The following is a 23262-nucleotide window of genomic DNA, read 5'->3' on the forward strand; positions in this document are numbered from 1 at the left end:
ATGTCGCGACTCGGAAATCTCGGCGCCCGTCTCTACCGCGGTGAGGTCGGCTACGACTTCGTCGCCAAGCGGATGCTCTGGTACGGCGTCTCGATCCTGATCACGATCACCGCCATCGTCGGCCTGGGCGTGCGCGGCCTCAATATGGGCATCGAGTTCAAGGGCGGCGCCGTCTACACGACGCCCGAGACCACCGTCTCCGCGTCCAAGGCCGAGAAGATCGCCGAGGAGGCCGCCGGGCACGACGCGATCGTCCAGGAGCTGGGCACCGGCGGCCTGCGCATCCAGGTCTCCGGCCTGGACACCGAGGCGGCCAACTCCCTCAAGGACGACATCGCCGCCGGCATCGACGTCCCGGTCAAGGACATCACCGCCGAGCTGGTCGGCCCCAGCTGGGGCGAGCAGATCGCCAACAAGGCGTGGACCGGCCTCGGCGTCTTCATGATCCTGGTCGTCCTCTACCTGGCGATCGCCTTCGAATGGCGCATGGCGGTCGCCGCGCTCATCGCCCTGATCCACGACCTGACCATCACCGTCGGCGTGTACGCGCTCGTCGGCTTCGAGGTCACGCCGGGCACCGTGATCGGTCTGCTCACCATCCTCGGCTACTCCCTCTACGACACCGTCGTCGTCTTCGACGGTCTGAAGGAGAGCTCGAAGGACATCACCAAGCAGACCCGCTACACGTACAGCGAGATCGCCAACCGCAGCCTCAACGGCACGCTGGTCCGCTCGATCAACACCACCGTCGTGGCGCTCCTGCCGGTCGCCGGCCTGCTGTTCATCGGCGGCGGCTTCCTCGGCGCGGGCATGCTCAACGACATCTCGCTGTCGCTGTTCGTCGGCCTCGCCGCCGGCGCCTACTCCTCGATCTTCATCGCCACGCCGCTCGTCGCGGACCTCAAGGAGCGCGACCCGCAGATGAAGGCGCTGCGCAGGCGCGTCCTCGCCAAGCGGGCCGCCACCGTGTCGAAGGACGGCGCCGAGCAGGACGGCGACGCCTTCGACGGGGTGCCGGAGGGCGCCGCCGCCGGCGTCGTCGGCCCCCGGGGACGCCGCGGCCGTTCCGCGGAGAACCGGCGATGACGGCGACCGACGTCCGGGAGCTCCTGCTCGGGCGCATCCGGGACGTCCCCGACCATCCCCGCTCCGGTGTGGTGTTCAAGGACATCACACCGCTGCTGGCGGACCCGGAGGCGTTCGGCGCGCTCACCGGAGCCCTCACCGAGCTGTGCGTCCGCTTCGGCGCGACGAAGATCGTCGGCTTGGAGGCGCGCGGGTTCATCCTCGCCGCCCCCGTCGCGGTCTCCGCGGGGGTCGGGTTCATCCCGGTCCGCAAGGCCGGGAAGCTCCCCGGCGCCACGCTCCGGCAGGCGTACGAGCTGGAGTACGGCACGGCCGAGATCGAGGTCCACGCCGAGGACCTGGCCCCGGGCGACCGGGTCCTGGTCATCGACGACGTCCTGGCCACCGGCGGCACGGCCGAGGCGGCACTGCGGCTCATCCGCCGGGCGGGCGCCCGGGTGGCCGGTGTGGCCGTCCTCATGGAGCTGGGATTCCTCGGCGGCCGGGCCCGCCTGGAGTCCGCACTGGAAGGTGCTCCGCTGGAGGCGGTCATCCGCATGTGAGCGGCGGACCCACCGCGTCCGAGGGGCGCCCGGCACACGCCGGGCGCCCCTCGTGCTTCTCCCGTGGATCCTGCCCTGAAGAGGCTCGGATTCCTTTTCCCGGGCGCGGGAGCCCTGATGCGATCTTGGTCGATGCCGCTGACCACGGCATCTCGACCAGAGGAGTCCGATGAGGATCCCGTACAGGACCGCCACGGGGACGGTTTCCGCCGCCTCCCTCGCCGCCGCCGTCGTCGCCGTCGCGGGCGCGGCCCGGGCCGGCGCGGCCCCCTCCGCCCGGACCGGGACCCGGGCGGCCCAGGGGCGCCNGCGNCCCCGGCGCCTGCACCGGCCGGAAGAAGGCCGGCAGCCCCCCGCTGAAGCGGAGCGAGGTCTCCGACAACCGCGGCCGCTTCGGCGAGCCCGGACCGAAGACGGGCTACGCGACGAAGGCCAAGGGCGCGGCCCTGTCCGGGTGGAAGTGGCGAACGCCCGACCCGCCGGGAGCGCGCCGCCGCGGCGGCCGGGGGCCGGGCCACCGGTCCGGTCCCCCGGCGGAAGCCCGCGAAGGACCGGGGGCGTACGGGGAGGGCCGTCGGGGAACACCGGACGCCGTGCCGCGCCGGCGGCACTCCCGCCCGGCGCGACTGGGCGTCCGGGATGGATACCATGGGATTTCCGGGCCTCACCGGAGGGCCCGGACCCGCACGAGGAGCGCCCTTGCCAGACGAGGCCCAGCCACTCTCCGCCGCGACCCCCGACCAGCGGGCCGACCAGGCCGCGGAGTCCTCCGCCACGCCACCGGCCCGGCAGGACGCGCCCGGCAGGGCCGGCGAGACCGAACCGGCCCCCGCGGCTGTCCCTTATACCCAACTGCCGCCGCCGCCCCTGCCAGGCCGGCCCCGTCCGCCCCGGCCCGTCCCGCCGGCTCCTCCAGCCGCGTCCGCGCCCGCCTCGCCCGCCTCGGCGTACAGCGCTCCTCGGCGTACAACCCGGTCCTCGAACCGCTGCTGCGGATAGTGCGCAGCAACGACCCGAAGATCGAGACGGCGACCCTCCGCCAGATCGAGTACGCCTACCAGGTCGCCGAGCGGTGGCACCGCGGCCAGAAGCGCAAGAGCGGCGACCCGTACATCACCCACCCGCTCGCCGTCACCACCATCCTCGCCGAACTCGGGATGGACCCGGCGACGCTGATGGCGGGCCTCCTCCACGACACGGTCGAGGACACCGAGTACGGCCTGGAGGACCTGCGCCGCGACTTCGGCGACCAGGTCGCCCTCCTCGTCGACGGCGTCACCAAGCTCGACAAGGTCAAGTTCGGCGAGGCCGCCCAGGCCGAGACCGTCCGCAAGATGGTCGTCGCCATGGCGAAGGACCCCCGCGTCCTGGTCATCAAGCTCGCCGACCGCCTGCACAACATGCGCACGATGCGCTACCTCAAGCGGGAGAAGCAGGAGAAGAAGGCCCGCGAGACCCTGGAGATCTACGCGCCGCTCGCCCACCGCCTGGGCATGAACACCATCAAGTGGGAGCTGGAGGACCTCGCCTTCGCGATCCTCTACCCGAAGATGTACGACGAGATCGTCCGCCTCGTCGCCGAGCGCGCACCCAAGCGGGACGAGTACCTCAGCCTGGTGACCGACGAGGTCCAGGCCGACCTGCGCGCCGCCCGCATCAAGGCGACCGTCACCGGCCGGCCCAAGCACTACTACAGCGTCTACCAGAAGATGATCGTCCGCGGCCGCGACTTCGCGGAGATCTACGACCTGGTGGGCATCCGCGTCCTCGTCGACACGGTCCGCGACTGCTACGCGGCCCTCGGCACCGTCCACGCGCGGTGGAACCCGGTCCCGGGCCGGTTCAAGGACTACATCGCGATGCCGAAGTTCAACATGTACCAGTCGCTCCACACGACGGTCATCGGGCCCAACGGCAAGCCCGTCGAACTGCAGATCCGCACGTTCGACATGCACCGCCGCGCCGAGTACGGCATCGCCGCGCACTGGAAGTACAAGCAGGACGCCGTCGCCGGCGCCTCCAAGGTGCGCACCGACGTGCCGAAGAGGCCCGGCGGGGACGACCACGTCAACGACATGGCGTGGCTGCGCCAGCTCCTGGACTGGCAGAAGGAGACCGAGGACCCCGGCGAGTTCCTGGAGTCCCTGCGCTTCGACCTGTCGCGCAACGAGGTCTTCGTCTTCACCCCCAAGGGCGACGTCATCGCGCTGCCCGCCGGTGCCACCCCCGTCGACTTCGCGTACGCCGTCCACACCGAGGTCGGCCACCGCACCATAGGGGCCCGGGTCAACGGGCGGCTCGTCCCGCTCGAGTCGACCCTCGACAACGGCGACCTGGTGGAGGTCTTCACCTCCAAGGCCATCGGCGCCGGCCCCTCCCGCGACTGGCTCGGCTTCGTCAAGTCGCCCCGCGCCCGCAACAAGATCCGCGCCTGGTTCTCCAAGGAGCGCCGCGACGAGGCGATCGAGCAGGGCAAGGACGCCATCGCCCGGGCGATGCGCAAGCAGAACCTGCCGATCCAGCGCATACTCACCGGCGACTCCCTGGTCACCCTCGCCCACGAGATGCGCTACAACGACATCTCCTCGCTGTACGCGGCGATCGGCGAGGGCCATGTCACCGCCCAGTCGATCGTGCAGAAGCTGGTGCAGGCCCTCGGCGGCGAGGAGGCGGCGACCGAGGACATCGCCGAGACCGCGCCGCCCGCCCGTGGCCGCGCCAAGCGCCGCGCCAAGGCCGACCCCGGGGTCGTCGTCAAGGGCGTCGAGGACGTGTGGGTCAAACTGGCCCGCTGCTGCACCCCGGTGCCCGGCGACCCGATCATCGGCTTCGTCACGCGCGGCAGCGGCGTGTCGGTGCACCGCGCCGACTGCGTCAACGTCGACTCGCTGTCGCAGCAGCCCGAGCGGATCCTCGACGTCGAGTGGGCGCCCACCCAGTCGTCGGTGTTCCTCGTCGCCATCCAGGTCGAGGCGCTGGACCGCTCCCGGCTCCTGTCGGACGTCACCCGCGTCCTGTCCGACCAGCACGTCAACATCCTGTCGGCGGCCGTCCAGACCTCCCGCGACCGGGTCGCCACGTCCCGGTTCACCTTCGAGATGGGCGACCCCAAGCACCTCGGGCACGTGCTGAAGGCCGTGCGCGGCGTGGAGGGCGTGTACGACGTGTACCGCGTGACGTCGGCCCGCCGCCCCTGACGGCCGACCGGGCTCCGCCCGCACGCGCGAGAGGGCCGGTACGGGGTGTCCCGTACCGGCCCTCGCGCGGAGCGGCTCCTCAGCCGCCGAACTCCTGCAGGCCCTTCAGCGCCTGGTCCAGCAGCGCCTGGCGGCCCTCCAGCTCGCGCGTGAGCTTCTCGGCCTTCGCGTCGTTGCCCGCCGCGCGCGCCGCGTCGATCTGCTTGCGCAGCTTGTCCACGGCGTCCTGAAGCTGGCCCGTCAGCCCCTCCGCACGCGCCCGGGCCTCCGGGTTGGTGCGGCGCCACTCGGCCTCCTCGGCCTCCTGGATGGCCCGCTCCACCGCGTGCATGCGGCCCTCGACCTTCGGCCGGGCGTCCCGCGGGACGTGGCCGATGGCCTCCCAGCGCTCGTTGAGGGACCGGAACGCGGCGCGGGCCGCCTTCAGGTCCGTCACCGGCACCAGCTTCTCGGCCTCGGCGGCGAGCTCCTCCTTCAGCTTGAGGTTCTCGGTCTGCTCCGCGTCGCGCTCGGCGAACACCGAGCCGCGCGCCGCGAAGAACACGTCCTGCGCACCGCGGAAGCGGTTCCACAGTGCGTCCTCGTGCTCGCGCTGGGCCCGGCCCGCGGCCTTCCACTCGGCCATCAGGTCCCGGTACCGCGCGGCCGTCGGCCCCCAGTCCGTGGAGTTCGACAGGGCCTCGGCCTCCGCCACCAGGCGTTCCTTCGTCCGGCGGGCCTCCTCGCGCTGCGCGTCCAGCGCCGCGAAGTGCGCCTTGCGCCGCTTGGAGAACGCCGACCGGGCGTGCGAGAAGCGGTGCCACAGTTCGTCGTCGGACTTCCGGTCGAGCCGCGGCAGGCCCTTCCACGTGTCCACCAGGGCGCGCAGCCGCTCGCCGGCGGCCCGCCACTGCTCGCTCTGCGCGAGCTCCTCGGCCTCCGCGACCAGCGCCTCCTTGGCGTGCCGCGCCTCGTCGGCCTGCCTGGCCTTCTGGGCCTTGCGCTCCTCGCGCCGCGACTCGACCGTCTCGACGAGCTTGTCCAGCCGCTTCGAGAGCGCGTCGAGGTCACCGACGGCGTGGTGCTCGTCGACCTGCCGGCGCAGGTGGTCGACGGCGGTCATCGCGTCCTTCGCGGACAGGTCGGTGGTCCTCACCCGCCGCTCGAGGAGGCCGATCTCGACAACCAGTCCCTCGTACTTGCGCTCGAAGTAGGCCAGTGCCTCCTCGGGAGAACCGGCCTGCCACGATCCGACGACCTTCTCGCCGTCGGCAGTACGCACGTACACGGTGCCCGTCTCGTCGACGCGGCCCCACGGGTCGCTGCTCACAGCGCCTCCTCCACATGATGCCGGTGAAGGGGTCCTTCCCCGGGCATCGTCCACAGTTTCCCGGACGGGCCTCGCCCGTCCTTCACGGCGTGCGTCCAGTCCACGCCGTACAACGCCAATCTAGGCGAACGGCCGCCCGGCTGTCCGCTCCCAGCGCGACCGAAATCCGGCGGTTCACCTCTTGCTGACCGTGGCCTTCTCGACGGTGACCGGCTTCTTCGGGGCCCCGTCCCCGGTGCCGCCCTCGACCCCCGCGGCGGCCACGTCCCGGACCGCCTTCAGGCCGGCGGCGTCGAGCGTCCCGAACGGGGTGTACTGCGGGGGCAGTCGGGTGTCCCGGTACACCAGGAAGAACTGGCTGCCGCCGCTGTCCGGGCTGCCCGTGTTGGCCATCGCCACCGTGCCCGCCTTGAACGTCACCTTGCCGTCCGGCCCCGCCTTGCCGAGGGACGCCAGGTCCTCGTCGGGGATGTTGTAGCCCGGGCCCCCCGTGCCGTCGCCCTGCGGGTCGCCGCACTGCAGGACGAAGATGCCCTGCGTGGTCAGCCGGTGGCACTTCGTGCCGTCGAAGTACTTCCCGTCCGCGAGGTGCTTGAAGGAGTTGACCGTCCGCGGCGTCCTGGCGGCGTTCATGGAGATCACCATGTCGCCCACGTTCGTCTTGAGCGTCATCGTGTACGCCGCCTCGGTGTCGACCGCCATCGAGGGCTCGGGGGACGGCGAGGACGCGCCCGGCGCGGGGGTCGCGCCCGGCCCGTCCGCGGCGTCGACGCGATCGGTGCCGCGTCCGGTCAGCTGGACGGAGGCGTACACCGCGCCGCCCGCCGCCAGGACCACGGCGAGCGCGGCGGCCACGATCGTGTTGCGGCGCTTGGCCTTCCTCCGCGACTCCTCGCGCCGGCGCTGCTGCCGCTCGAACTTCTCCCGGGCGAGCTGCCGCCGTCGCTGATCGTTGTTCACCACCGGATCTCCTCCTCTTCCTCGCTCGTCCGGCCCCGTCCGGAACTGGTGTGCCCGTACCGTATACGGGTTGGCCGGGGGACGAGCCGCGCCGGTAGGCTCTGAGCTGCTGCATTCTCCCGCCGGACGACTATCTGAGGACGATCGTGCTTATTGCCGGGTTCCCCGCCGGGGCCTGGGGGACCAACTGCTACGTGGTCGCCCCCGCCGCGGGCGAGGAGTGCGTGATCATCGACCCGGGCCACCGGGCCGCCAGCGGGGTCGAGGAGACACTGAGGAAGCACCGGCTCAAGCCCGTGGCGGTGGTGCTCACCCACGGCCACATCGACCATGTCGCCTCCGTCGTCCCGGTCTGCGGGGCCCACGACGTGCCCGCCTGGATCCACCCGGCCGACCGGTACATGATGAGCGACCCGGAGAAGGCCCTCGGCCGCTCCATCGGCATGCCGCTCATGGGGGAGCTGACCGTCGGGGAACCGGACGACGTCCACGAGCTCGCCGACGGCGCGCGGCTGGAACTCGCCGGCCTGGAGCTCACCGTCGCGCACGCGCCCGGCCATACCAAGGGGTCGGTGGCGTTCAGGACGCCCGAGGCCGCGGACGTGCCGCCGGTCCTCTTCTCGGGCGACCTGCTCTTCGCCGGCTCCATCGGACGCACCGACCTGCCCGGCGGCGACATGGACGAGATGCTCGCGTCGCTGGCCCGCGTGTGCCTGCCGCTCGACGACTCGACCGTGGTGCTGTCCGGCCACGGCCCCCAGACCACCATCGGCCGCGAGCGCGCCACCAACCCGTACCTGCGGGAGGTGGCCGCCGGCTCCGGGAGCCCCGCGGCTCCCCGACGAGGAATGTGACGAGAGACCTTCCGTGAGTACCTTCCAGGCCCCCAAGGGCACGTACGACCTGCTGCCGCCGCGTTCGGCGACGTTCCTCGCCGTGCGCGAGGCCATCGCCGCCCCGCTGAGGAGCTCCGGCTACGGCTACGTCGAGACGCCCGGCTTCGAGAACGTCGAGCTGTTCGCGCGGGGCGTCGGCGAGTCCACCGACATCGTGACCAAGGAGATGTACGCCTTCGAGACCAAGGGCGGCGACAGGCTGGCCCTGCGCCCCGAGGGCACCGCGTCCGTGCTGCGCGCCGCCCTGGAGGCGAACCTGCACAAGGGCGGCAACCTCCCGGTCAAGCTCTGGTACTCCGGCTCGTACTACCGCTACGAGCGTCCGCAGAAGGGCCGCTACCGCCACTTCTCCCAGGTCGGCGCCGAGGCGATCGGCGCCGAGGATCCGGTGCTTGACGCCGAGCTGATCGTCCTGGCCGACCAGGCGTACCGGTCACTGGGGCTGCGGGACTTCCGCATCCTGCTGAACTCGCTCGGCGACAAGGAGTGCCGGCCGGCCTACCGCGAGGCCCTCCAGGGCTTCCTGCGCGGCCTGGACCTGGACGAGGACACGCGCCGCCGCATCGAGATCAACCCGCTGCGGGTCCTGGACGACAAGCGCGCCGAGGTCCAGCGGCAGCTCGGGGGGGCGCCCCTGCTGCGCGACCACCTGTGCGACGCGTGCACGGCGTACCACGAGGAGGTGCGCGCCCTGCTGACGGCCGCGGGCGTGGCCTTCGAGGACGACGAGAAGCTGGTGCGCGGCCTCGACTACTACACGCGGACCACGTTCGAGTTCGTCCACGACGGGCTCGGCGCCCAGTCCGCGGTGGGCGGCGGCGGCCGCTACGACGGCCTGTCCGAGATGATCGGCGGCCCCGCGCTGCCGTCCGTGGGCTGGGCGCTCGGCGTGGACCGCACGGTCCTGGCGCTGGAGGCCGAGGGCGTCGCGCTCGACGTCCCCGCCGCGACGGACGTCTTCGCCGTGGCCCTGGGCGACGACGCCAAGCGGCGCCTGTTCGGCCTGGTCACCGAGCTCCGCAGGGCCGGCGTCGCCACGGACATGGCGTTCGGCGGCAGGAGCATGAAGGCGGGCATGAAGGCGGCGAACCGCTCGGGGGCCCGCTACGCGCTCATCGCCGGCGACCGGGACCTGGAGGAGGGCGTGGTCCAGCTCAAGGACCTGGAGTCCGGCGAGCAGGCGGCCGTACCCCTCGGCGCGATCGCGGAGACCCTGCGCGCGAAGCTCGCGTGACCGGGGAGGCCGGACGGCCGCGCGCCGTCCGGCCCGCCGGGGCCCTCCCCGAAGGCGGGGACGGAGTCCGGGAAGCGAACGTACGTCCCATCGGTTGTGCGGAACGGTCGGATCTCACGGCCCCGTGCGGCACAATGGCCGCGGACCAGCAGCCAACTGACGACGGACGGGCGGCATGACGACGACTGCAACGGTGGACGAGGCGCGTACGGACTCCCGTGCCGTGGGCGCGAGCAGAGCCTTCGCATGGATGCTGGTCGTCACCGGCGCGGCGGGGCTGCTGGCCGCGTGGATCATCACCCTCGACAAGTTCAAGCTGCTCGCGGACCCCGACTTCGTCCCCGGTTGCAGCTTCAACCCGGTCGTGGCCTGCGGCAGCATCATGAAGAGCGACCAGGCGACGGTGTTCGGCTTCCCGAACCCGATGCTGGGGCTGGTCACCTACGGCATGGTGATCGCCATCGGCGTCGGCCTGCTCGCCGGCGCCCGCTACCGCCGCTGGTACTGGCTGGGCCTCAACGCGGGCACGCTGTTCGGCGTCGGGTTCTGCACCTGGCTCATGGTCCAGTCCCTCTACTCGATCAACGCCCTGTGCCTGTGGTGCTGCCTCGCCTGGGCCGCGACGATCGTCATGTTCTGGTACGTGACCTCGCACAACGTCCGCAACGGCCTGCTGCCCGCACCGGCCGGCCTGCGGCGCTTCCTCGACGAGTTCACCTGGGTCCTGCCGGCGCTGCACCTCGGGATCATCGGGATGCTGATCCTGACGCGCTGGTGGGACTTCTGGCTCGGCTGACCGGCCGCCCCCGGCGCCCCGCCGGGCCTGTCGGAGGGCTGGCATAGGCTTCACGGTGTGGAGCCCGACCTCTTTACCGCCGCAGCCGAGGACCGTCAGGAGAAGGAGCCGTCGCACAGCCCGCTCGCGGTGCGGATGCGCCCGCGGACCCTGGACGAGGTCGTCGGGCAGCGGCACCTGCTGAAGCCCGGGTCGCCGCTGCGCCGCCTGGTCGGCGAGGGCGGGGGCGGTCCGGCGGGGACCTCGTCCGTGATCCTGTGGGGCCCGCCCGGTACCGGCAAGACGACCCTGGCCCATGTGGTCTCCCGGGCCACCGACCGGCGTTTCGTGGAGCTGTCCGCGATCACGGCCGGGGTCAAGGAGGTCCGCGCGGTCATCGACGGCGCCCGTCGCGCGGCCGGCGGCTTCGGCAAGGAGACCGTCCTGTTCCTGGACGAGATCCACCGCTTCAGCAAGGCGCAGCAGGACTCGCTGCTGCCGGCCGTCGAGAACCGCTGGGTCACCCTCGTCGCCGCGACGACGGAGAACCCCCACTTCTCGGTGATCTCCCCGCTGCTCTCCCGCTCCCTGCTGCTGACGCTGGAGCCGCTCACCGACGACGACCTGCGCGACCTGCTGCGGCGCGCGCTGACCGGGGAGCGCGGCCTGGCCGGCGAGGTCACGCTGCCCGAGGACGCGGAGGCGCACCTGCTGCGCGTCGCCGGCGGCGACGCCCGGCGGGCGCTGACGGCGCTGGAGGCGGCGGCCGGGGCGGCCCTGGCCAAGGGCGAGCCGGAGATCACGCTCGCCACGCTGGAGGAGACCGTGGACCGCGCCGCGGTGAGGTACGACCGGGACGGCGACCAGCACTACGACGTGGCGAGCGCGCTCATCAAGTCGATCCGCGGCTCGGACGTGGACGCGGCGCTGCACTACCTGGCCCGGATGATCGAGGCGGGGGAGGACCCCCGGTTCATCGCCCGGCGGCTGATGATCTCCGCGAGCGAGGACATCGGACTGGCGGACCCGACGGCGCTGCCCACCGCGGTGGCGGCGGCCCAGGCGGTCGCGATGATCGGCTTCCCCGAGGCGGCGCTGACGCTCAGCCACGCGACGATCGCGCTGGCCCTGGCCCCGAAGTCCAACGCCGCGACGCTGGCGATCCAGGCCGCCCGGGCGGACGTGCGGGCGGGGCTCGCCGGACCGGTGCCGCCGCACCTGCGCGACGGGCACTACAAGGGCGCGGCCGGACTGGGGCACGCGCAGGGGTACGTGTACCCGCACGACGTGCCGGGTGGGATCGCCGCCCAGCAGTACGCCCCGGACGCGGTGCGGGAGCGGCGCTACTACCGGCCGACCCGCCACGGCGCGGAGGCGCGGTACGCGGACGTGGTGGAGAAGGTGCGGGAGCGGCTCCGCGGCGACGGGGCGGAGCCCCGCAGGCCGCCCCGGGAGCGGTGACGGCCGGGTGCCGCGGCGGCGGGTGCGCGCGGCGGTCCGACGTCCGGACCTCCGGGCGGTCGGCGCACCGGCCGCCGGATTCGAGGCCGGGCGGGTGCGACCGGACCGGCGGCGACCGGACCCCGGCCCGGACCTCCGGAAGCGCCTGCCGGAAGGGCCGCCGGGAAGGGCGCGAGCGCTCCGGGAACCGGCACCGCCGTGGAGCATGTACCCTGTACGGGAGTTCGTGTGCGCTCGGCTGCTGACGGCATCCGGGCGATCTCCGGCCCGCTGGGACGCGGCTGACCATGAGCTGATCGGACCTCCGTCACATCGATGCCCCACTGAGAGGCATCGCTCTTCGTGCTGCTGTCTGTGACGCGCGTGGTGTTCCCAGGGCGGACATGCGATCTCCTTGAGCAAGGTGAACTAACCTATTTCGGAGGTCTGGAGAACGTGCCTAACCAGTCGCGTCCCAAGGTCAAGAAGTCCCGTGCGCTCGGCATCGCCCTGACGCCGAAGGCCGTCAAGTACTTCGAGGCCCGCCCGTACCCGCCGGGTGAGCACGGCCGCGGTCGCAAGCAGAACTCGGACTACAAGGTCCGTCTGCTCGAGAAGCAGCGCCTGCGCGCCCAGTACGACATCAGCGAGCGCCAGATGGCCCGCGCCTACGACCGCGCGAAGAAGGCCGAGGGCAAGACGGGCGAGGCGCTGGTCGTCGAGCTCGAGCGCCGTCTCGACGCGCTGGTCCTGCGCTCGGGCATCGCCCGCACCATCTACCAGGCCCGCCAGATGGTCGTCCACGGCCACATCGAGGTCAACGGCCAGAAGGTCGACAAGCCGTCCTTCCGCGTCCGTCCCGACGACGTCGTGATGGTCCGCGAGCGCTCGCGCAGCAAGACGCTGTTCCAGGTGGCCCGTGAGGGCGGCTTCGCCCCCGACGGCGAGACCCCGCGCTACCTGCAGGTCAACCTGAAGGCCCTGGCCTTCCGCCTCGACCGCGAGCCGAACCGCAAGGAGATCCCGGTCATCTGCGACGAGCAGCTCGTCGTCGAGTACTACGCCCGCTGACCCGGGCGCGGTACCCGCAGCACCGCAGCGGTCCCCGGCCCGCCGCCTCCCCGCCGTCGACGGCGGGAAGCCGGCGGGCTTCCGCGTTCCCGGGACCCGGGACGACGGTCCGCCGGTGCCGCACGCGCGGCGCCCACCGCCGGGGAGCCCGTCCCGCGAGGCCCCGAACCCCGGCGGCCCGCACGGTCCCGCGGCGCCCCGTGCCGCCGCACTCCGTGCGGACGTGCGGGCCCGCCCCCGTCCGGCGGCCGGGAATCCGGTTCGGGGAGCCGTCATGGGCGCGATAGGCTCGGAGGACGGCTTTCAAGTGCTGAAAGACCGAGGACTTCGACGAGCAGAGAGCGGTGCGCAGTGACCGGTGGAGAGGTTGCCGGGATCCTGGTGGCCGTCTTCTGGGCGATCCTGGTCTCCTTCCTGGCCGTGGTGCTGGTGAGGCTGGCCCAGACGCTCAGGGCGGCCACCCGGCTCGTGGCGGAGGTGACCGAACAGGCGGTACCCCTGCTGGCCGACGCCTCCGCGACCGTGCGCTCCGCGCAGACCCAGCTCGACCGGGTCGACGCCATCGCCTCGGACGTCCAGGAGGTCACCTCCAACGCGTCGGCCCTCTCCACCACCGTCGCCTCCACCTTCGGCGGCCCCCTGGTCAAGGTCGCGGCGTTCGGCTACGGCGTACGCCGGGCGCTGGGCCGCGACAAGGGCGACCGCCCCGCCGAACGGCGGCGGTCGCGGAGCACCGTCATCGTCGGCCGCGCGGTGCCCGGAGCACGCGCCGGCCGGAACCGGAAAGGCTGACGCGACACATGTTCCGCCGGGCATTCTGGTTCACCGCCGGCGCGGCAGCCGGCGTGTGGGCCACCACCAAGGTCAACCGCAAGCTCAAGCGGCTCACCCCCGAGAGCCTCGCCGCCCAGGCCGCCGACAAGGCGGTCGAGACGGGCCACCGGCTCAGGGACTTCGCCCTCGACGTCCGCGCGGGAATGCTCCAGCGCGAGGCGGAGCTGGGAGAGGTACTGGGGCTGGACGCGCCGGTCGACCCGGCGGCCCTCCCTGCCCCCGCCGCGCGCCGCTCGGACCGGGCGGCNGCGCGGCGGGGGGCAGGGNCCCGCACCCCACCCACCCGTACGACCGGAATGAGGACCACTGATGGAGTCGGCTGAAATCCGCCGCCGCTGGCTGAGCTTCTTCGAGGAGCGCGGGCACACCGTCGTGCCTTCGGCGTCGCTCATCGCGGACGACCCGACTCTGCTCCTCGTCCCCGCCGGCATGGTGCCGTTCAAGCCCTACTTCCTGGGCGAGGCCAAGCCGCCCTTCCCCCGCGCCGCCAGCGTCCAGAAGTGCGTGCGCACCCCGGACATCGAAGAGGTCGGCAAGACCACCCGTCACGGCACGTTCTTCCAGATGTGCGGGAACTTCTCCTTCGGCGACTACTTCAAGGAAGGCGCCATCAAGCTCGCCTGGGAGCTGCTGACCACCCCGGTCGAGCACGGCGGCTACGGACTGGAGCCGGAGAAGCTCTGGATCACGGTCTACCAGGAGGACGACGAGGCCGAGCGGATCTGGCGCGACGTGGTCGGCGTCCCGGCCGAGCGGATCCAGCGCCTCGGGATGGGCCCGAACTTCTGGTCCATGGGCGTCCCCGGCCCCTGCGGCCCCTGCTCCGAGATCAACTACGACCGCGGCCCCGAGTTCGGCGTCGAGGGCGGCCCGGCCGTCAACGACGAGCGGTACGTGGAGATCTGGAACCTCGTCTTCATGCAGTACGAGCGCGGCGAGGGGACCGGCAAGGAGGACTTCCCGATCCTCGGCGACCTCCCGAGCAAGAACATCGACACCGGTCTCGGCCTGGAACGCCTGGCGATGATCCTCCAGGGCGTGCGGAACATGTACGAGACCGACACCCTGAAGGTCGTCATCGACCAGGCCACCGAGCTGACCGGCGTCCGCTACGGCGAGGCGCAGGACAGCGACGTCTCCCTGCGCGTGGTCGCCGACCACATGCGCACCTCCGTCATGCTCATCGGCGACGGCGTCACCCCCGGCAACGAGGGCCGCGGCTACGTCCTGCGCCGCATCATGCGCCGCGCCATCCGCAACATGCGCCTCCTCGGCGCCACCGGTCCGGTCGTCGGCCGGCTCGTCGACACGGTCATCCGCACCATGGGCGAGCAGTACCCGGAGCTGGAGACCGACCGCAAGCGCATCGAGACGGTCGCCCTCGCCGAGGAGGCCGCCTTCCTCAAGACGCTGAAGGCCGGCACCAACATCCTCGACACGGCCGTCACCGAGACCAAGGCCGCCGGCGGCGGGGTCCTCCCCGGCGACAAGGCGTTCCTCCTCCACGACACCTGGGGCTTCCCCATCGACCTCACCTTGGAGATGGCCGCCGAACAGGGCCTGTCCGTGGACGAGGAGGGCTTCCGCCGCCTGATGAGGGAGCAGCGGGAGCGCGCCAAGGCCGACGCCAGGGCCAAGAAGACCGGCCACGCCGACGTCACCGCGTACCGCGAGATCGCCGACACCGCCGGCGCCACCGAGTTCACCGGGTACACCAGCACCGAGGGCGAGAGCACGATCGTCGGCCTCCTGGTCAACGGCGTCCCGTCGCCGGCCGCCTCCGAGGGCGACGACGTCGAGGTCGTCCTCGACCGCACGCCCTTCTACGCCGAGGGCGGCGGGCAGATCGCCGACACCGGCCGCATTCGCCTGCACGGCGGCGCCGTCATCCAGGTGCGCGACGTGCAGCAGCCGGTTCCCGGCGTGTCCGTGCACAAGGGATCGGTCCAGGTCGGCGAGGTGACCGTGGGCGCCACCGCCTACGCCGCCATCGACGTCGCCCGCCGCCGCGCCATCGCCCGCGCCCACAGCGCCACCCACCTCACGCACCAGGCGCTGCGCGACGCCCTCGGCCCGACGGCCGCCCAGGCCGGTTCGGAGAACCAGCCCGGCCGCTTCCGCTTCGACTTCGGCTCGCCGTCCGCCGTGCCGCAGACGGTCATGACGGACGTCGAGCAGAAGATCAACGAGGTGCTGGCCCGCGAACTCGACGTGCACGCCGAGGTCATGGCGATCGACGAGGCCAAGCGCCAGGGGGCCATCGCCGAGTTCGGCGAGAAGTACGGCGAGCGGGTCCGTGTCGTCACCATCGGCGACTTCTCCAAGGAGCTGTGCGGCGGCACCCACGTCCGCAACACCGCCCAGCTCGGCCTGGTGAAGCTGCTCGGCGAGTCGTCCATCGGCTCGGGCGTGCGCCGCATCGAAGCCCTCGTCGGCGTCGACGCCTACCACTTCCTCGCCCGCGAGCACACGGTCGTCGCCCAGCTCCAGGAGCTGGTCAAGGGCCGTCCGGAGGAGCTGCCGGAGAAGATCTCCGGCATGCTCGCCAAGCTCAAGGACGCCGAGAAGGAGATCGAGAGGTTCCGCGCGGAGAAGGTCCTCCAGGCCGCCGCCGGGCTCGCCGAGTCCGCCAAGGACGTCCGCGGGGTGGCCCTGGTCACCGGCCGGGTCCCGGACGGCACCGGCGCCGACGACCTGCGCCGGCTCGTCCTCGACGTGCGCGGCCGCATCCCCGGCGACCGGCCGGCCGTGGTCGCCCTGTTCGCCACGGCCAACGGCCGTCCGCTGACGGTGATCGCCACCAACGAGGCCGCCCGCGAGCGCGGCCTCAAGGCCGGCGACCTGGTCCGCACCGCGGCCAAGGCCCTCGGCGGCGGCGGTGGCGGCAAGCCGGACGTCGCCCAGGGCGGCGGCCAGGACCCGCAGGCCGTCGGCACGGCCGTCGAGGCCGTCGAGCGCATGGTCGCCGAGACCGCCTGATGAGCGGTCTGCGACGCGGGCGCCGGCTCGCGGTCGACGTCGGGGACGCCCGGATCGGGGTCGCCTCGTGCGACCCCGACGGGGTCCTCGCCACGCCGGTGGAGACCGTGCCGGGACGCGACGTCCCGGCCGCCCACCGGCGGCTGCGGCAGCTCGTCGAGGAGTACGAGCCGATCGAGGTCGTCCTGGGCCTGCCCCGCTCCCTCAACGGCCGCGAGGGCCCGGCCGCCACGAAGGTCCGCGCCTTCGCCGGCGAGCTTGCCCGGGGCATCGCCCCGGTGCCGGTCCGGCTGGTCGACGAACGGATGACCACCGTCTCCGCGACGCAGGGCCTGCGGGCCTCGGGGGTGAAGGCGAAGAAGGGACGCTCCGTGATCGACCAGGCAGCCGCTGTGATCATCCTTCAGAACGCCCTCGAGTCCGAACGATTGTCGGGCAATCCGCCTGGTGAAGGCGTCGAGGTGGTGCCCTGATCGCGGTACGGTAACGTTCCGCGCGATGCGGTGGCGTTCGAACAGTCGCCGTACGACGTCGAGGCGGACCTCCCGGAAGCCTCACGGCTGTTTGGGGATCGATGACTGACTATGGCCGGAGCCCCGGCTCCCAGCCCTGGCACCCCGAGGACCCCCTGTACGGGGACCGGGAATGGGGGAGCCGGCAGGACGGAGGCGCCCACCATCAGCAGTACGGTGATGCCTCTCAGGACCCGTACGGGCAGGGTCACGACGACCGGCGGTACGACGCGGGCGGCCAGGGGTACGACTCCGGGATATCCGGGCAGGGCCACGGCGCCGCACCCGGCCCGGGCCACGACGGCGGCTGGGACCCCGGGACCGGGCAGCACACCGCCCCGCCGTACGGGACGCCGCAGCCCGCCGACCCCTACGGGACGCCGCAGTCCGCAGACCCCTACGGGACCGGCCAGGGCGCCGGCCCCTACGACACCTCCGGGGCGTACCCGCAGCCTGAGCCTCCCGACCGGCGCCACCCGGACGCGCACGGCGGGGCACCGCACCCCGGGCACGACCGGGGCGGCCACGGCGGCCACGGCGGCCACGGCCAGGGCGGGCAGTGGCCGACCGGGGCTCCCGGCGGCGGGCCCCACCCGTCGTTCCCCGGCGACCGGTACCCCGAGGACCGGGGGCGTCCCGCCGACGACCGCGGGTGGGACGGCCACGCCGCGGGCGGCGGTTCCCGGCGGCGCGGCGACGACGGCCATGACGGCCACGGAGACGAGGCGTACGGCGGCGCCCCGCACGGCGACGACCCGCACGGCGACGAGGCGTACGGCGACGAGCCGGCCGGGTCGCGGCACGAGGCCGGGAGCCGCCGCGGCCGGACCAAGAAGCGCAAGAGCCGCAACGGCGTGGCCTGCCTGTTCGTCGCGCTCGTCCTCGCCGGCGGTCTCGGCGGCGCGGGCTACTTCGGCTACCAGTTCTGGCAGGACCGTTTCGGCCCCGCACCCGACTTCAGCGGCTCCGGCACCGGCGAGACCGTCACCGTCGAGGTCCCCAAGGGCGCGGTCGGTGCCGAGATCGGCGGCGTCCTGGTGAAGCAGGGCGTCGTCAAGAGCGTCGACGCCTTCGTCGCGGCCCAGGGCGAGAACCCCAAGGGCCTCTCCATCCAGCCGGGCTTCTACACCCTTCGAAAGGGCATGTCCGCGGCCGCCGCCGTCGACGCCATGCTCGACCCCAAGAGCCGCAACGTCCTCATCATCCCCGAGGGCAAGCGCAACGCCTGGGTGTACCAGCAGGTCGACAAGCGCCTCGAACTCGCACCCGGCACCACCGAGAAGGTCGCCAGGAACGAGGCGGGGAACCTCGGCCTGCCCGAATGGGCGACCGGCCACCCCGACGTGAAGGACCCGTTGGAGGGATTCCTCTTCCCGGCCGACTATCCGGTCGCCAAGGGCAACAAGCCCGAGGACGTCCTGAGGAAGATGGTCGCCCGCGCCAACTCCGAGTACGGCAGGCTCGACCTGGAGGCGAAGGCCGGAGCCCTGGGACTGGAGGGCCCCTGGGAGCTGGTCACCGTCGCCAGCCTCGTCCAGGCGGAGGGCAAGACCGAGGACGACTTCCGCAAGATGAGCGAGGTCGTCTACAACCGGCTCAAGCCCACCAACACGGAGACGAACCAGCTCCTCCAGTTCGACTCGGCCTTCAACTACCTGAAGGGCCAGAGCGAGATCGAGATCAGCGAGTCCGAGATCAACAGCAACAGGGACCCGTACAACACGTACACCCGCAAGGGCCTCACCCCCGGCCCGATCGGCAATCCCGGCAAGGAGGCGCTCGCGGCCGCGCTCACCCCCACGGCGGAGGGGTGGATGTACTTCGTGGCGACCGACGGCATGAACAAGACCGAGTTCGCCAGGACCCACGACGAGTTCCTCAAGCTCAAGGACAAGTTCAATGACAACAAGGGGGGCTGAGGTCCGCAGGGCCGCCGTCCTGGGCTCGCCGATCGCCCACTCGCTCTCCCCGGCCCTGCACCGGGCCGCCTATGCCGCGCTGGGCCTCACCGGCTGGACGTACGACCGCTTCGAGGTGGACGAGGCACGGCTCCCCGGCTTCCTCGACGCCCTCGACGCCTCCTGGGCCGGGCTGTCGCTCACCATGCCGCTCAAGCGGGCGGTCATCCCGCTGCTCGACGAGGTCGGCGGCACCGCCCGCTCGGTGGAGGCCGTCAACACCGTCGTCCTCACCGGCGACGGCCGCCGCACAGGCGACAACACCGACGTCCCCGGCATGGTCGCCGCCCTGCGGGAACGCGGCGTGGAGGAGGTCGAGGCGGCGGCCGTCCTCGGTGCCGGCGCCACCGCCTCGTCCGCGCTCGCCGCCCTCGCACGCCTCCGCACCGGCCCCGTCACCGCGTACGTGCGCGGTGCCGCCCGCGCCGGCGAGATGCGCGGCTGGGGCGAGCGCCTCGGCGTCGACGTGCGCATCGCCGACTGGGGCGACGCCGTCCGGGCCCTCGACGCGCCCCTGGTCGTCGCCACCACCCCGGCGGGCGCCGCCGACGGCCTCGCGCCGTACGTGCCGAAGGCCCCCGGCACGTTGTTCGACGTGGTGTACCACCCCTGGCCCACGCCCCTCGCGGCCGCCTGGGCGGAGCGGGGCGGCGCGGTCCTCGGCGGCCTCGACCTCCTGGTCCACCAGGCCGCCCTCCAGGTCGAGGCGATGACCGGGCGCTCCCCGGCGCCGCTCGCGGCGATGCGGGCCGCGGGACGGGACGCCCTCGGCGCCGCCGGCGCCTGACGCCCGGCCCGCCCGGGCGGTGTCCGCCGGTCGGAACGGCGACCGGACCGCCGCTTGGCCGTGGGAGGATCGGGACGAGGCCGCCCGGGCCGCGTACCGGGACCGGCCGTCCGCAGAGCGGTCCCAGGAGGAGGAGCACCGTTGAGCAGGTTGCGCTGGCTTACGGCGGGGGAGTCCCACGGCCCCGCCCTGGTGGCGACGCTGGAGGGTCTTCCCGCCGGCGTCCCGGTCACCACGGGGGCGGTGGCGGACCACCTCGCCCGCCGGCGCCTGGGTTACGGGCGCGGCGCGCGGATGAAGTTCGAACGGGACGAGGTCACCTTCCTCGGCGGCGTCCGCCACGGCCTCACCCTCGGCTCCCCGGTCGCCGTCATGATCGGCAACACCGAGTGGCCCAAGTGGGAGAAGGTCATGGCGGCCGATCCGGTCGACCCGGCGGAGCTGGCCGAGCTGGCCCGCAACGCGCCGCTGACCCGCCCCCGCCCCGGCCACGCCGACCTCGCCGGCATGCAGAAGTACGGCTTCGACGAGGCCCGGCCGATCCTGGAGCGGGCCAGCGCCCGCGAGACCGCCGCCCGTGTCGCCCTCGGCGCGATCGCCCGGTCGTACCTGAGGGAGACCACCGGCACCGAGATCGTCTCCCACGTGGTGGAGCTGGCCGCCGCCCGGGCGCCGCAGGGGGTGTACCCGGTGCCCGCCGACGTGGAGCGGCTCGACGCCGACCCGGTGCGCTGCCTGGACGCCGAGGCGTCGAAGGCGATGGTGGCCGAGATCGACCGGGCCCACAAGGACGGCGACACGCTCGGCGGCGTGGTCGAGGTCCTGGCCTACGGCGTGCCCGTCGGCCTCGGCTCGCACGTCCACTGGGACCGGCGCCTCGACGCGCGGCTGGCCGGGGCCCTCATGGGCATCCAGGCCATCAAGGGCGTCGAGGTCGGCGACGGCTTCGGCCTGGCGCGCGTCCCCGGCTCCCAGGCCCACGACGAGATCGTCGCCACCGGTGAGGGCGTCCGCCGCGCCTCCGGCCGCTCCGGCGGCACGGAAGGGGGGCTCACCACCGGTGAGGTGCTGCGGGTGCGGGCCGCGATGAAGCCCATCGCGACCGTGCCGCGCGCCCTGCGCACCGTCGACGTGGCGACCGGTGAGCCGGCGCAGGCGCACCACCAGCGGTCCGACGTGTGCGCGGTGCCCGCGGCCGGGATCGTCGCCGAGGCGATGGTGGCGCTGGTGCTGGCGGACGCCGTCGCGGAGAAGTTCGGCGGCGACAGCGTCGCCGAGACCCGCCGCAACGTGCGGTCCTACCTCGACGCCCTGCACATCCGGTGAGCGGCGGACCGCTGGTCGTCCTCGTCGGGCCGATGGGCTCCGGCAAGTCCACGGTGGGCGCGCTCCTCGCCGAGCGCCTGGGCGTGCCCTACCGGGACACGGACGCCGACATCGTCGCCGCCGAGGGCCGGGAGATCTCCGACATCTTCGTGGAGGACGGCGAGCCGCGCTTCCGCGAACTGGAGCGGGCCGCCGTCCGCGCCGCCCTCGCCGAGCACACCGGCGTCCTCGCCCTGGGCGGGGGCGCGGTCCTCGACGACGGCACCCGCGCCCTGCTCGCCGGACTGCCCGTCGCCTACCTGTCGATGGATGTCGAGGAGGCCGTCCGGCGCGTCGGCCTCGGCGCCGCCCGGCCGCTGCTGGCCGTCAACCCGCGCCGGCGGTGGCGCGAACTGATGGACGCCCGCCGCCACCTGTACACCGAAGTCGCGCGCGTCGTCGTCGCCACCGACGGCCGCACCCCCGACGAGGTCGCCGACGCGGTCCTCGACGCACTCAGGCTCCCGCAATCCCCGGGGACCGGTCCCTCGGCGGCCGACGCCGCCGGTTCCGGCACACCCGGCCAGGAGGACACGTGACCGACACTTCCGTCACCCGCATCCACGTCGGCGCCGACGCCGGCACCGAACCGTACGACGTACTGGTCGGCCGGCAGCTCCTCGGCGAGCTGGCCGGACTGGTCGGCGACCGCGCCAGGCGCGTCGCCGTCATCCACCCCGAGGCGCTCGCCGAGACCGGCGAGGCGCTGCGCGCGGACCTCGCCGACCAGGGGTACGAGGCCGTCGCCATCCAGGTGCCGAACGCCGAGGAGGCGAAGACCGCCGAGGTCGCCGCGTACTGCTGGAAGGCGCTCGGCCAGACCGGCTTCACCCGCACCGACGTGATCGTCGGCGTGGGCGGCGGCGCCACCACGGACCTCGCCGGGTTCGTCGCGGCGACCTGGCTGCGCGGGGTGCGCTGGATCGCCGTGCCGACGACCGTCCTCGCCATGGTCGACGCGGCCGTCGGCGGGAAGACCGGCATCAACACCGCCGAGGGCAAGAACCTCGTCGGCGCCTTCCACCCGCCCGCCGGCGTCCTGTGCGACCTGGCCGCGCTGGACTCGCTGCCCGTCCACGACTACGTCAGCGGCCTCGCCGAGGTGATCAAGGCCGGCTTCATCGCCGACCCGGCGATCCTCGACCTGATCGAGTCCGACCCGGCCGCCGCCCGCACCCCCGCCGGGCCGCACACCGCCGAGCTGATCGTCCGCTCCGTCAGGGTCAAGGCGGAGGTCGTCTCCTCCGACCTGAGGGAGTCGGGGCGGCGCGAGATCCTCAACTACGGCCACACCCTCGCGCACGCGATCGAGAAGAACGAGCGGTACAAGTGGCGGCACGGCGCGGCCGTCTCCGTCGGCATGGTCTTCGCCGCCGAACTGGGCCGGCTCGCCGGACGCCTGGACGACGCGACCGCCGACCGGCACCGCACGGTCCTGGAGTCGGTCGGGCTGCCGCTGACCTACCGCGGCGACCAGTGGCCGAAGCTGCTGGAGACGATGCGGGTCGACAAGAAGTCCCGCGGCGACCTGCTGCGCTTCATCGTCCTCGACGGCCTGGCCAGGCCGACCGTTCTGGAGGGCCCCGACCCGGCCGTGCTGCTGGCGGCGTACGGGGAGGTGTCGGGGTGAGGGACCGCGTCCGCGGGGACGTCCGCGCGGTGTACGTCCTGAACGGGCCGAACCTCGGCCGCCTCGGTTCGCGCGAACCCGACGTGTACGGCTCCACCTCGTACGCGGGGCTGGTGGACGCCTGCCGGGAGCTCGGCGGGGAGCTGGGCTTTGAGGTGGACGTCCGCGAGACCAACGACGAGGGCGAGATGGTCCGCTGGCTGCACGAGGCGGCCGACCGCTCGATTCCGGTCGTCCTCAACCCCGGCGCCTTCACGCACTACTCGTACGCGCTGCGGGACGCGGCCGCCCAGCGGACGGCGCCGCTGATCGAGGTGCACATCTCGAACCCGTACGCCCGCGAGGAGTTCCGGCACACCTCGGTCGTCGCGGCGGTCGCCACGGGGACGGTCGCGGGCTTCGGCATCGGGTCGTACCGGCTCGCGCTGCGCGCCCTGGCCGACGCGTCCGCGGGCTGACGGGCCTTCCGGAACCCTCCCGGACCGTTCACCGTCCGGCGGGCCGGGAGGGTACGGTTCGACAGCGGCGCGCCGTCGAACGGCCGCCCGACCAACGTCAGTCGTACGAGACGGAGTGGCACCGGATGCAGCACGCAGTGGGGGCCCCGCTGCCGCCGCCCCACCAGCCGGGGAGCACGGCGGCCGGGTGGCCCCGGCAGGCACACCACCCCGGCNGGANTNTTATACA

The 23262-nt window shown here is 73.1% G+C and carries 19 protein-coding genes and 2 pseudogenes; 19 read left to right on the plus strand and 2 right to left on the minus strand.

Annotation, left to right across the window (positions count from 1 at the left end; all coding sequences use genetic code 11):
- The 3 genes and pseudogenes from secF (at position 1) to MW084_RS21055 (ending at position 4825) form a co-directional block, all read left to right on the plus strand.
- Positions 1-1086 (plus strand): protein translocase subunit SecF, encoded by a 1086-nt coding sequence (secF, locus tag MW084_RS21045; RefSeq protein ID WP_010470473.1) that lies wholly within the window; start codon positions 1-3, stop codon positions 1084-1086.
- Positions 1083-1628, plus strand: coding sequence for an adenine phosphoribosyltransferase (locus tag MW084_RS21050; RefSeq protein WP_010470472.1), 546 nt, complete (start codon positions 1083-1085; stop codon positions 1626-1628). The genes secF and MW084_RS21050 overlap by 4 nt, the downstream gene beginning before the upstream one ends.
- 699 nt (positions 1629-2327) lie before the next feature.
- Positions 2328-4825 (plus strand): annotated as a pseudogene (locus MW084_RS21055) (RelA/SpoT family protein).
- 79 nt (positions 4826-4904) lie between these two features.
- Here MW084_RS21055 and MW084_RS21060 read toward each other — a convergent pair.
- Both MW084_RS21060 and MW084_RS21065 read right to left on the minus strand, forming a co-directional pair.
- Complete coding sequence (locus MW084_RS21060) at positions 4905-6134, minus strand: DUF349 domain-containing protein (RefSeq protein WP_010470470.1); 1230 nt, start codon at positions 6132-6134, stop codon at positions 4905-4907.
- A gap of 174 nt (positions 6135-6308) precedes the next feature.
- Positions 6309-7097: a peptidylprolyl isomerase gene (locus tag MW084_RS21065; RefSeq protein WP_010470469.1), complete on the minus strand. Its 789-nt coding sequence runs from the start codon at positions 7095-7097 to the stop codon at positions 6309-6311.
- 143 nt (positions 7098-7240) lie between these two features.
- Between MW084_RS21065 and MW084_RS21070 the strand changes: the two genes are divergently transcribed.
- The 16 genes and pseudogenes from MW084_RS21070 to MW084_RS24665 all read left to right on the plus strand — a co-directional run.
- The gene (locus tag MW084_RS21070) at positions 7241-7948 is read left to right on the plus strand and encodes an MBL fold metallo-hydrolase (protein WP_010470468.1); all 708 of its coding nucleotides are present in this window, start codon (positions 7241-7243) and stop codon (positions 7946-7948) included.
- Between the two features lie 13 nt (positions 7949-7961).
- On the plus strand, positions 7962-9224 hold the full coding sequence (gene hisS / locus MW084_RS21075) for a histidine--tRNA ligase (protein ID WP_010470466.1): 1263 nt from the start codon (positions 7962-7964) through the stop codon (positions 9222-9224).
- Between the two features lie 175 nt (positions 9225-9399).
- Positions 9400-10020, plus strand: a complete 621-nt coding sequence (locus MW084_RS21080; protein ID WP_029553488.1) for a vitamin K epoxide reductase family protein — start codon at positions 9400-9402, stop codon at positions 10018-10020.
- A 57-nt stretch (positions 10021-10077) separates the two neighbouring features.
- On the plus strand, positions 10078-11460 hold the full coding sequence (locus MW084_RS21085) for a replication-associated recombination protein A (RefSeq protein WP_010470464.1): 1383 nt from the start codon (positions 10078-10080) through the stop codon (positions 11458-11460).
- 435 nt (positions 11461-11895) lie between these two features.
- Positions 11896-12510: a 30S ribosomal protein S4 gene (gene rpsD / locus MW084_RS21090; RefSeq protein WP_010470463.1), complete on the plus strand. Its 615-nt coding sequence runs from the start codon at positions 11896-11898 to the stop codon at positions 12508-12510.
- A 351-nt stretch (positions 12511-12861) separates the two neighbouring features.
- Positions 12862-13302 (plus strand): DUF948 domain-containing protein, encoded by a 441-nt coding sequence (locus tag MW084_RS21095; RefSeq protein ID WP_029553487.1) that lies wholly within the window; start codon positions 12862-12864, stop codon positions 13300-13302.
- 8 nt (positions 13303-13310) lie between these two features.
- The coding region (locus MW084_RS21100; protein WP_275563740.1) for a hypothetical protein at positions 13311-13591 on the plus strand (281 nt) is incomplete at its 3' end.
- 62 nt (positions 13592-13653) lie between these two features.
- Positions 13654-16323: an alanine--tRNA ligase gene (gene alaS / locus MW084_RS21105; protein WP_010470459.1), complete on the plus strand. Its 2670-nt coding sequence runs from the start codon at positions 13654-13656 to the stop codon at positions 16321-16323.
- Complete coding sequence (ruvX, locus tag MW084_RS21110) at positions 16323-16796, plus strand: Holliday junction resolvase RuvX (RefSeq protein ID WP_010470458.1); 474 nt, start codon at positions 16323-16325, stop codon at positions 16794-16796. The genes alaS and ruvX overlap by 1 nt, the downstream gene beginning before the upstream one ends.
- Positions 16797-16897: 101 nt before the next feature.
- Positions 16898-18754, plus strand: coding sequence for an endolytic transglycosylase MltG (gene mltG, locus MW084_RS21115; protein ID WP_010470457.1), 1857 nt, complete (start codon positions 16898-16900; stop codon positions 18752-18754).
- Positions 18735-19580, plus strand: a complete 846-nt coding sequence (locus tag MW084_RS21120) for a shikimate dehydrogenase (protein ID WP_010470456.1) — start codon at positions 18735-18737, stop codon at positions 19578-19580. Before mltG ends, MW084_RS21120 begins: the two co-directional genes overlap by 20 nt.
- Positions 19581-19721: 141 nt before the next feature.
- Positions 19722-20906 carry a chorismate synthase gene (gene aroC / locus MW084_RS21125; protein ID WP_010470455.1) on the plus strand — a complete coding sequence of 395 codons (1185 nt, stop codon included), beginning with the start codon at positions 19722-19724 and terminating at the stop codon, positions 20904-20906.
- Positions 20903-21484 (plus strand): shikimate kinase, encoded by a 582-nt coding sequence (locus MW084_RS21130; RefSeq protein WP_010470454.1) that lies wholly within the window; start codon positions 20903-20905, stop codon positions 21482-21484. Before aroC ends, MW084_RS21130 begins: the two co-directional genes overlap by 4 nt.
- Positions 21481-22575 (plus strand): 3-dehydroquinate synthase, encoded by a 1095-nt coding sequence (gene aroB, locus MW084_RS21135; protein WP_010470453.1) that lies wholly within the window; start codon positions 21481-21483, stop codon positions 22573-22575. Before MW084_RS21130 ends, aroB begins: the two co-directional genes overlap by 4 nt.
- Positions 22572-23033: a type II 3-dehydroquinate dehydratase gene (gene aroQ, locus MW084_RS21140; protein WP_010470451.1), complete on the plus strand. Its 462-nt coding sequence runs from the start codon at positions 22572-22574 to the stop codon at positions 23031-23033. The genes aroB and aroQ overlap by 4 nt, the downstream gene beginning before the upstream one ends.
- A pseudogene (locus MW084_RS24665) lies at positions 23030-23248 on the plus strand (hypothetical protein); the annotation flags it as partial. The gene aroQ and the pseudogene MW084_RS24665, both read left to right, overlap by 4 nt.
- Positions 23249-23262: the final 14 nt, after the last annotated feature.

The organism is Streptomyces sudanensis (genome assembly GCF_023614315.1).
Taxonomy (GTDB): Bacteria; Actinomycetota; Actinomycetes; order Streptomycetales; family Streptomycetaceae; genus Streptomyces; species Streptomyces sudanensis.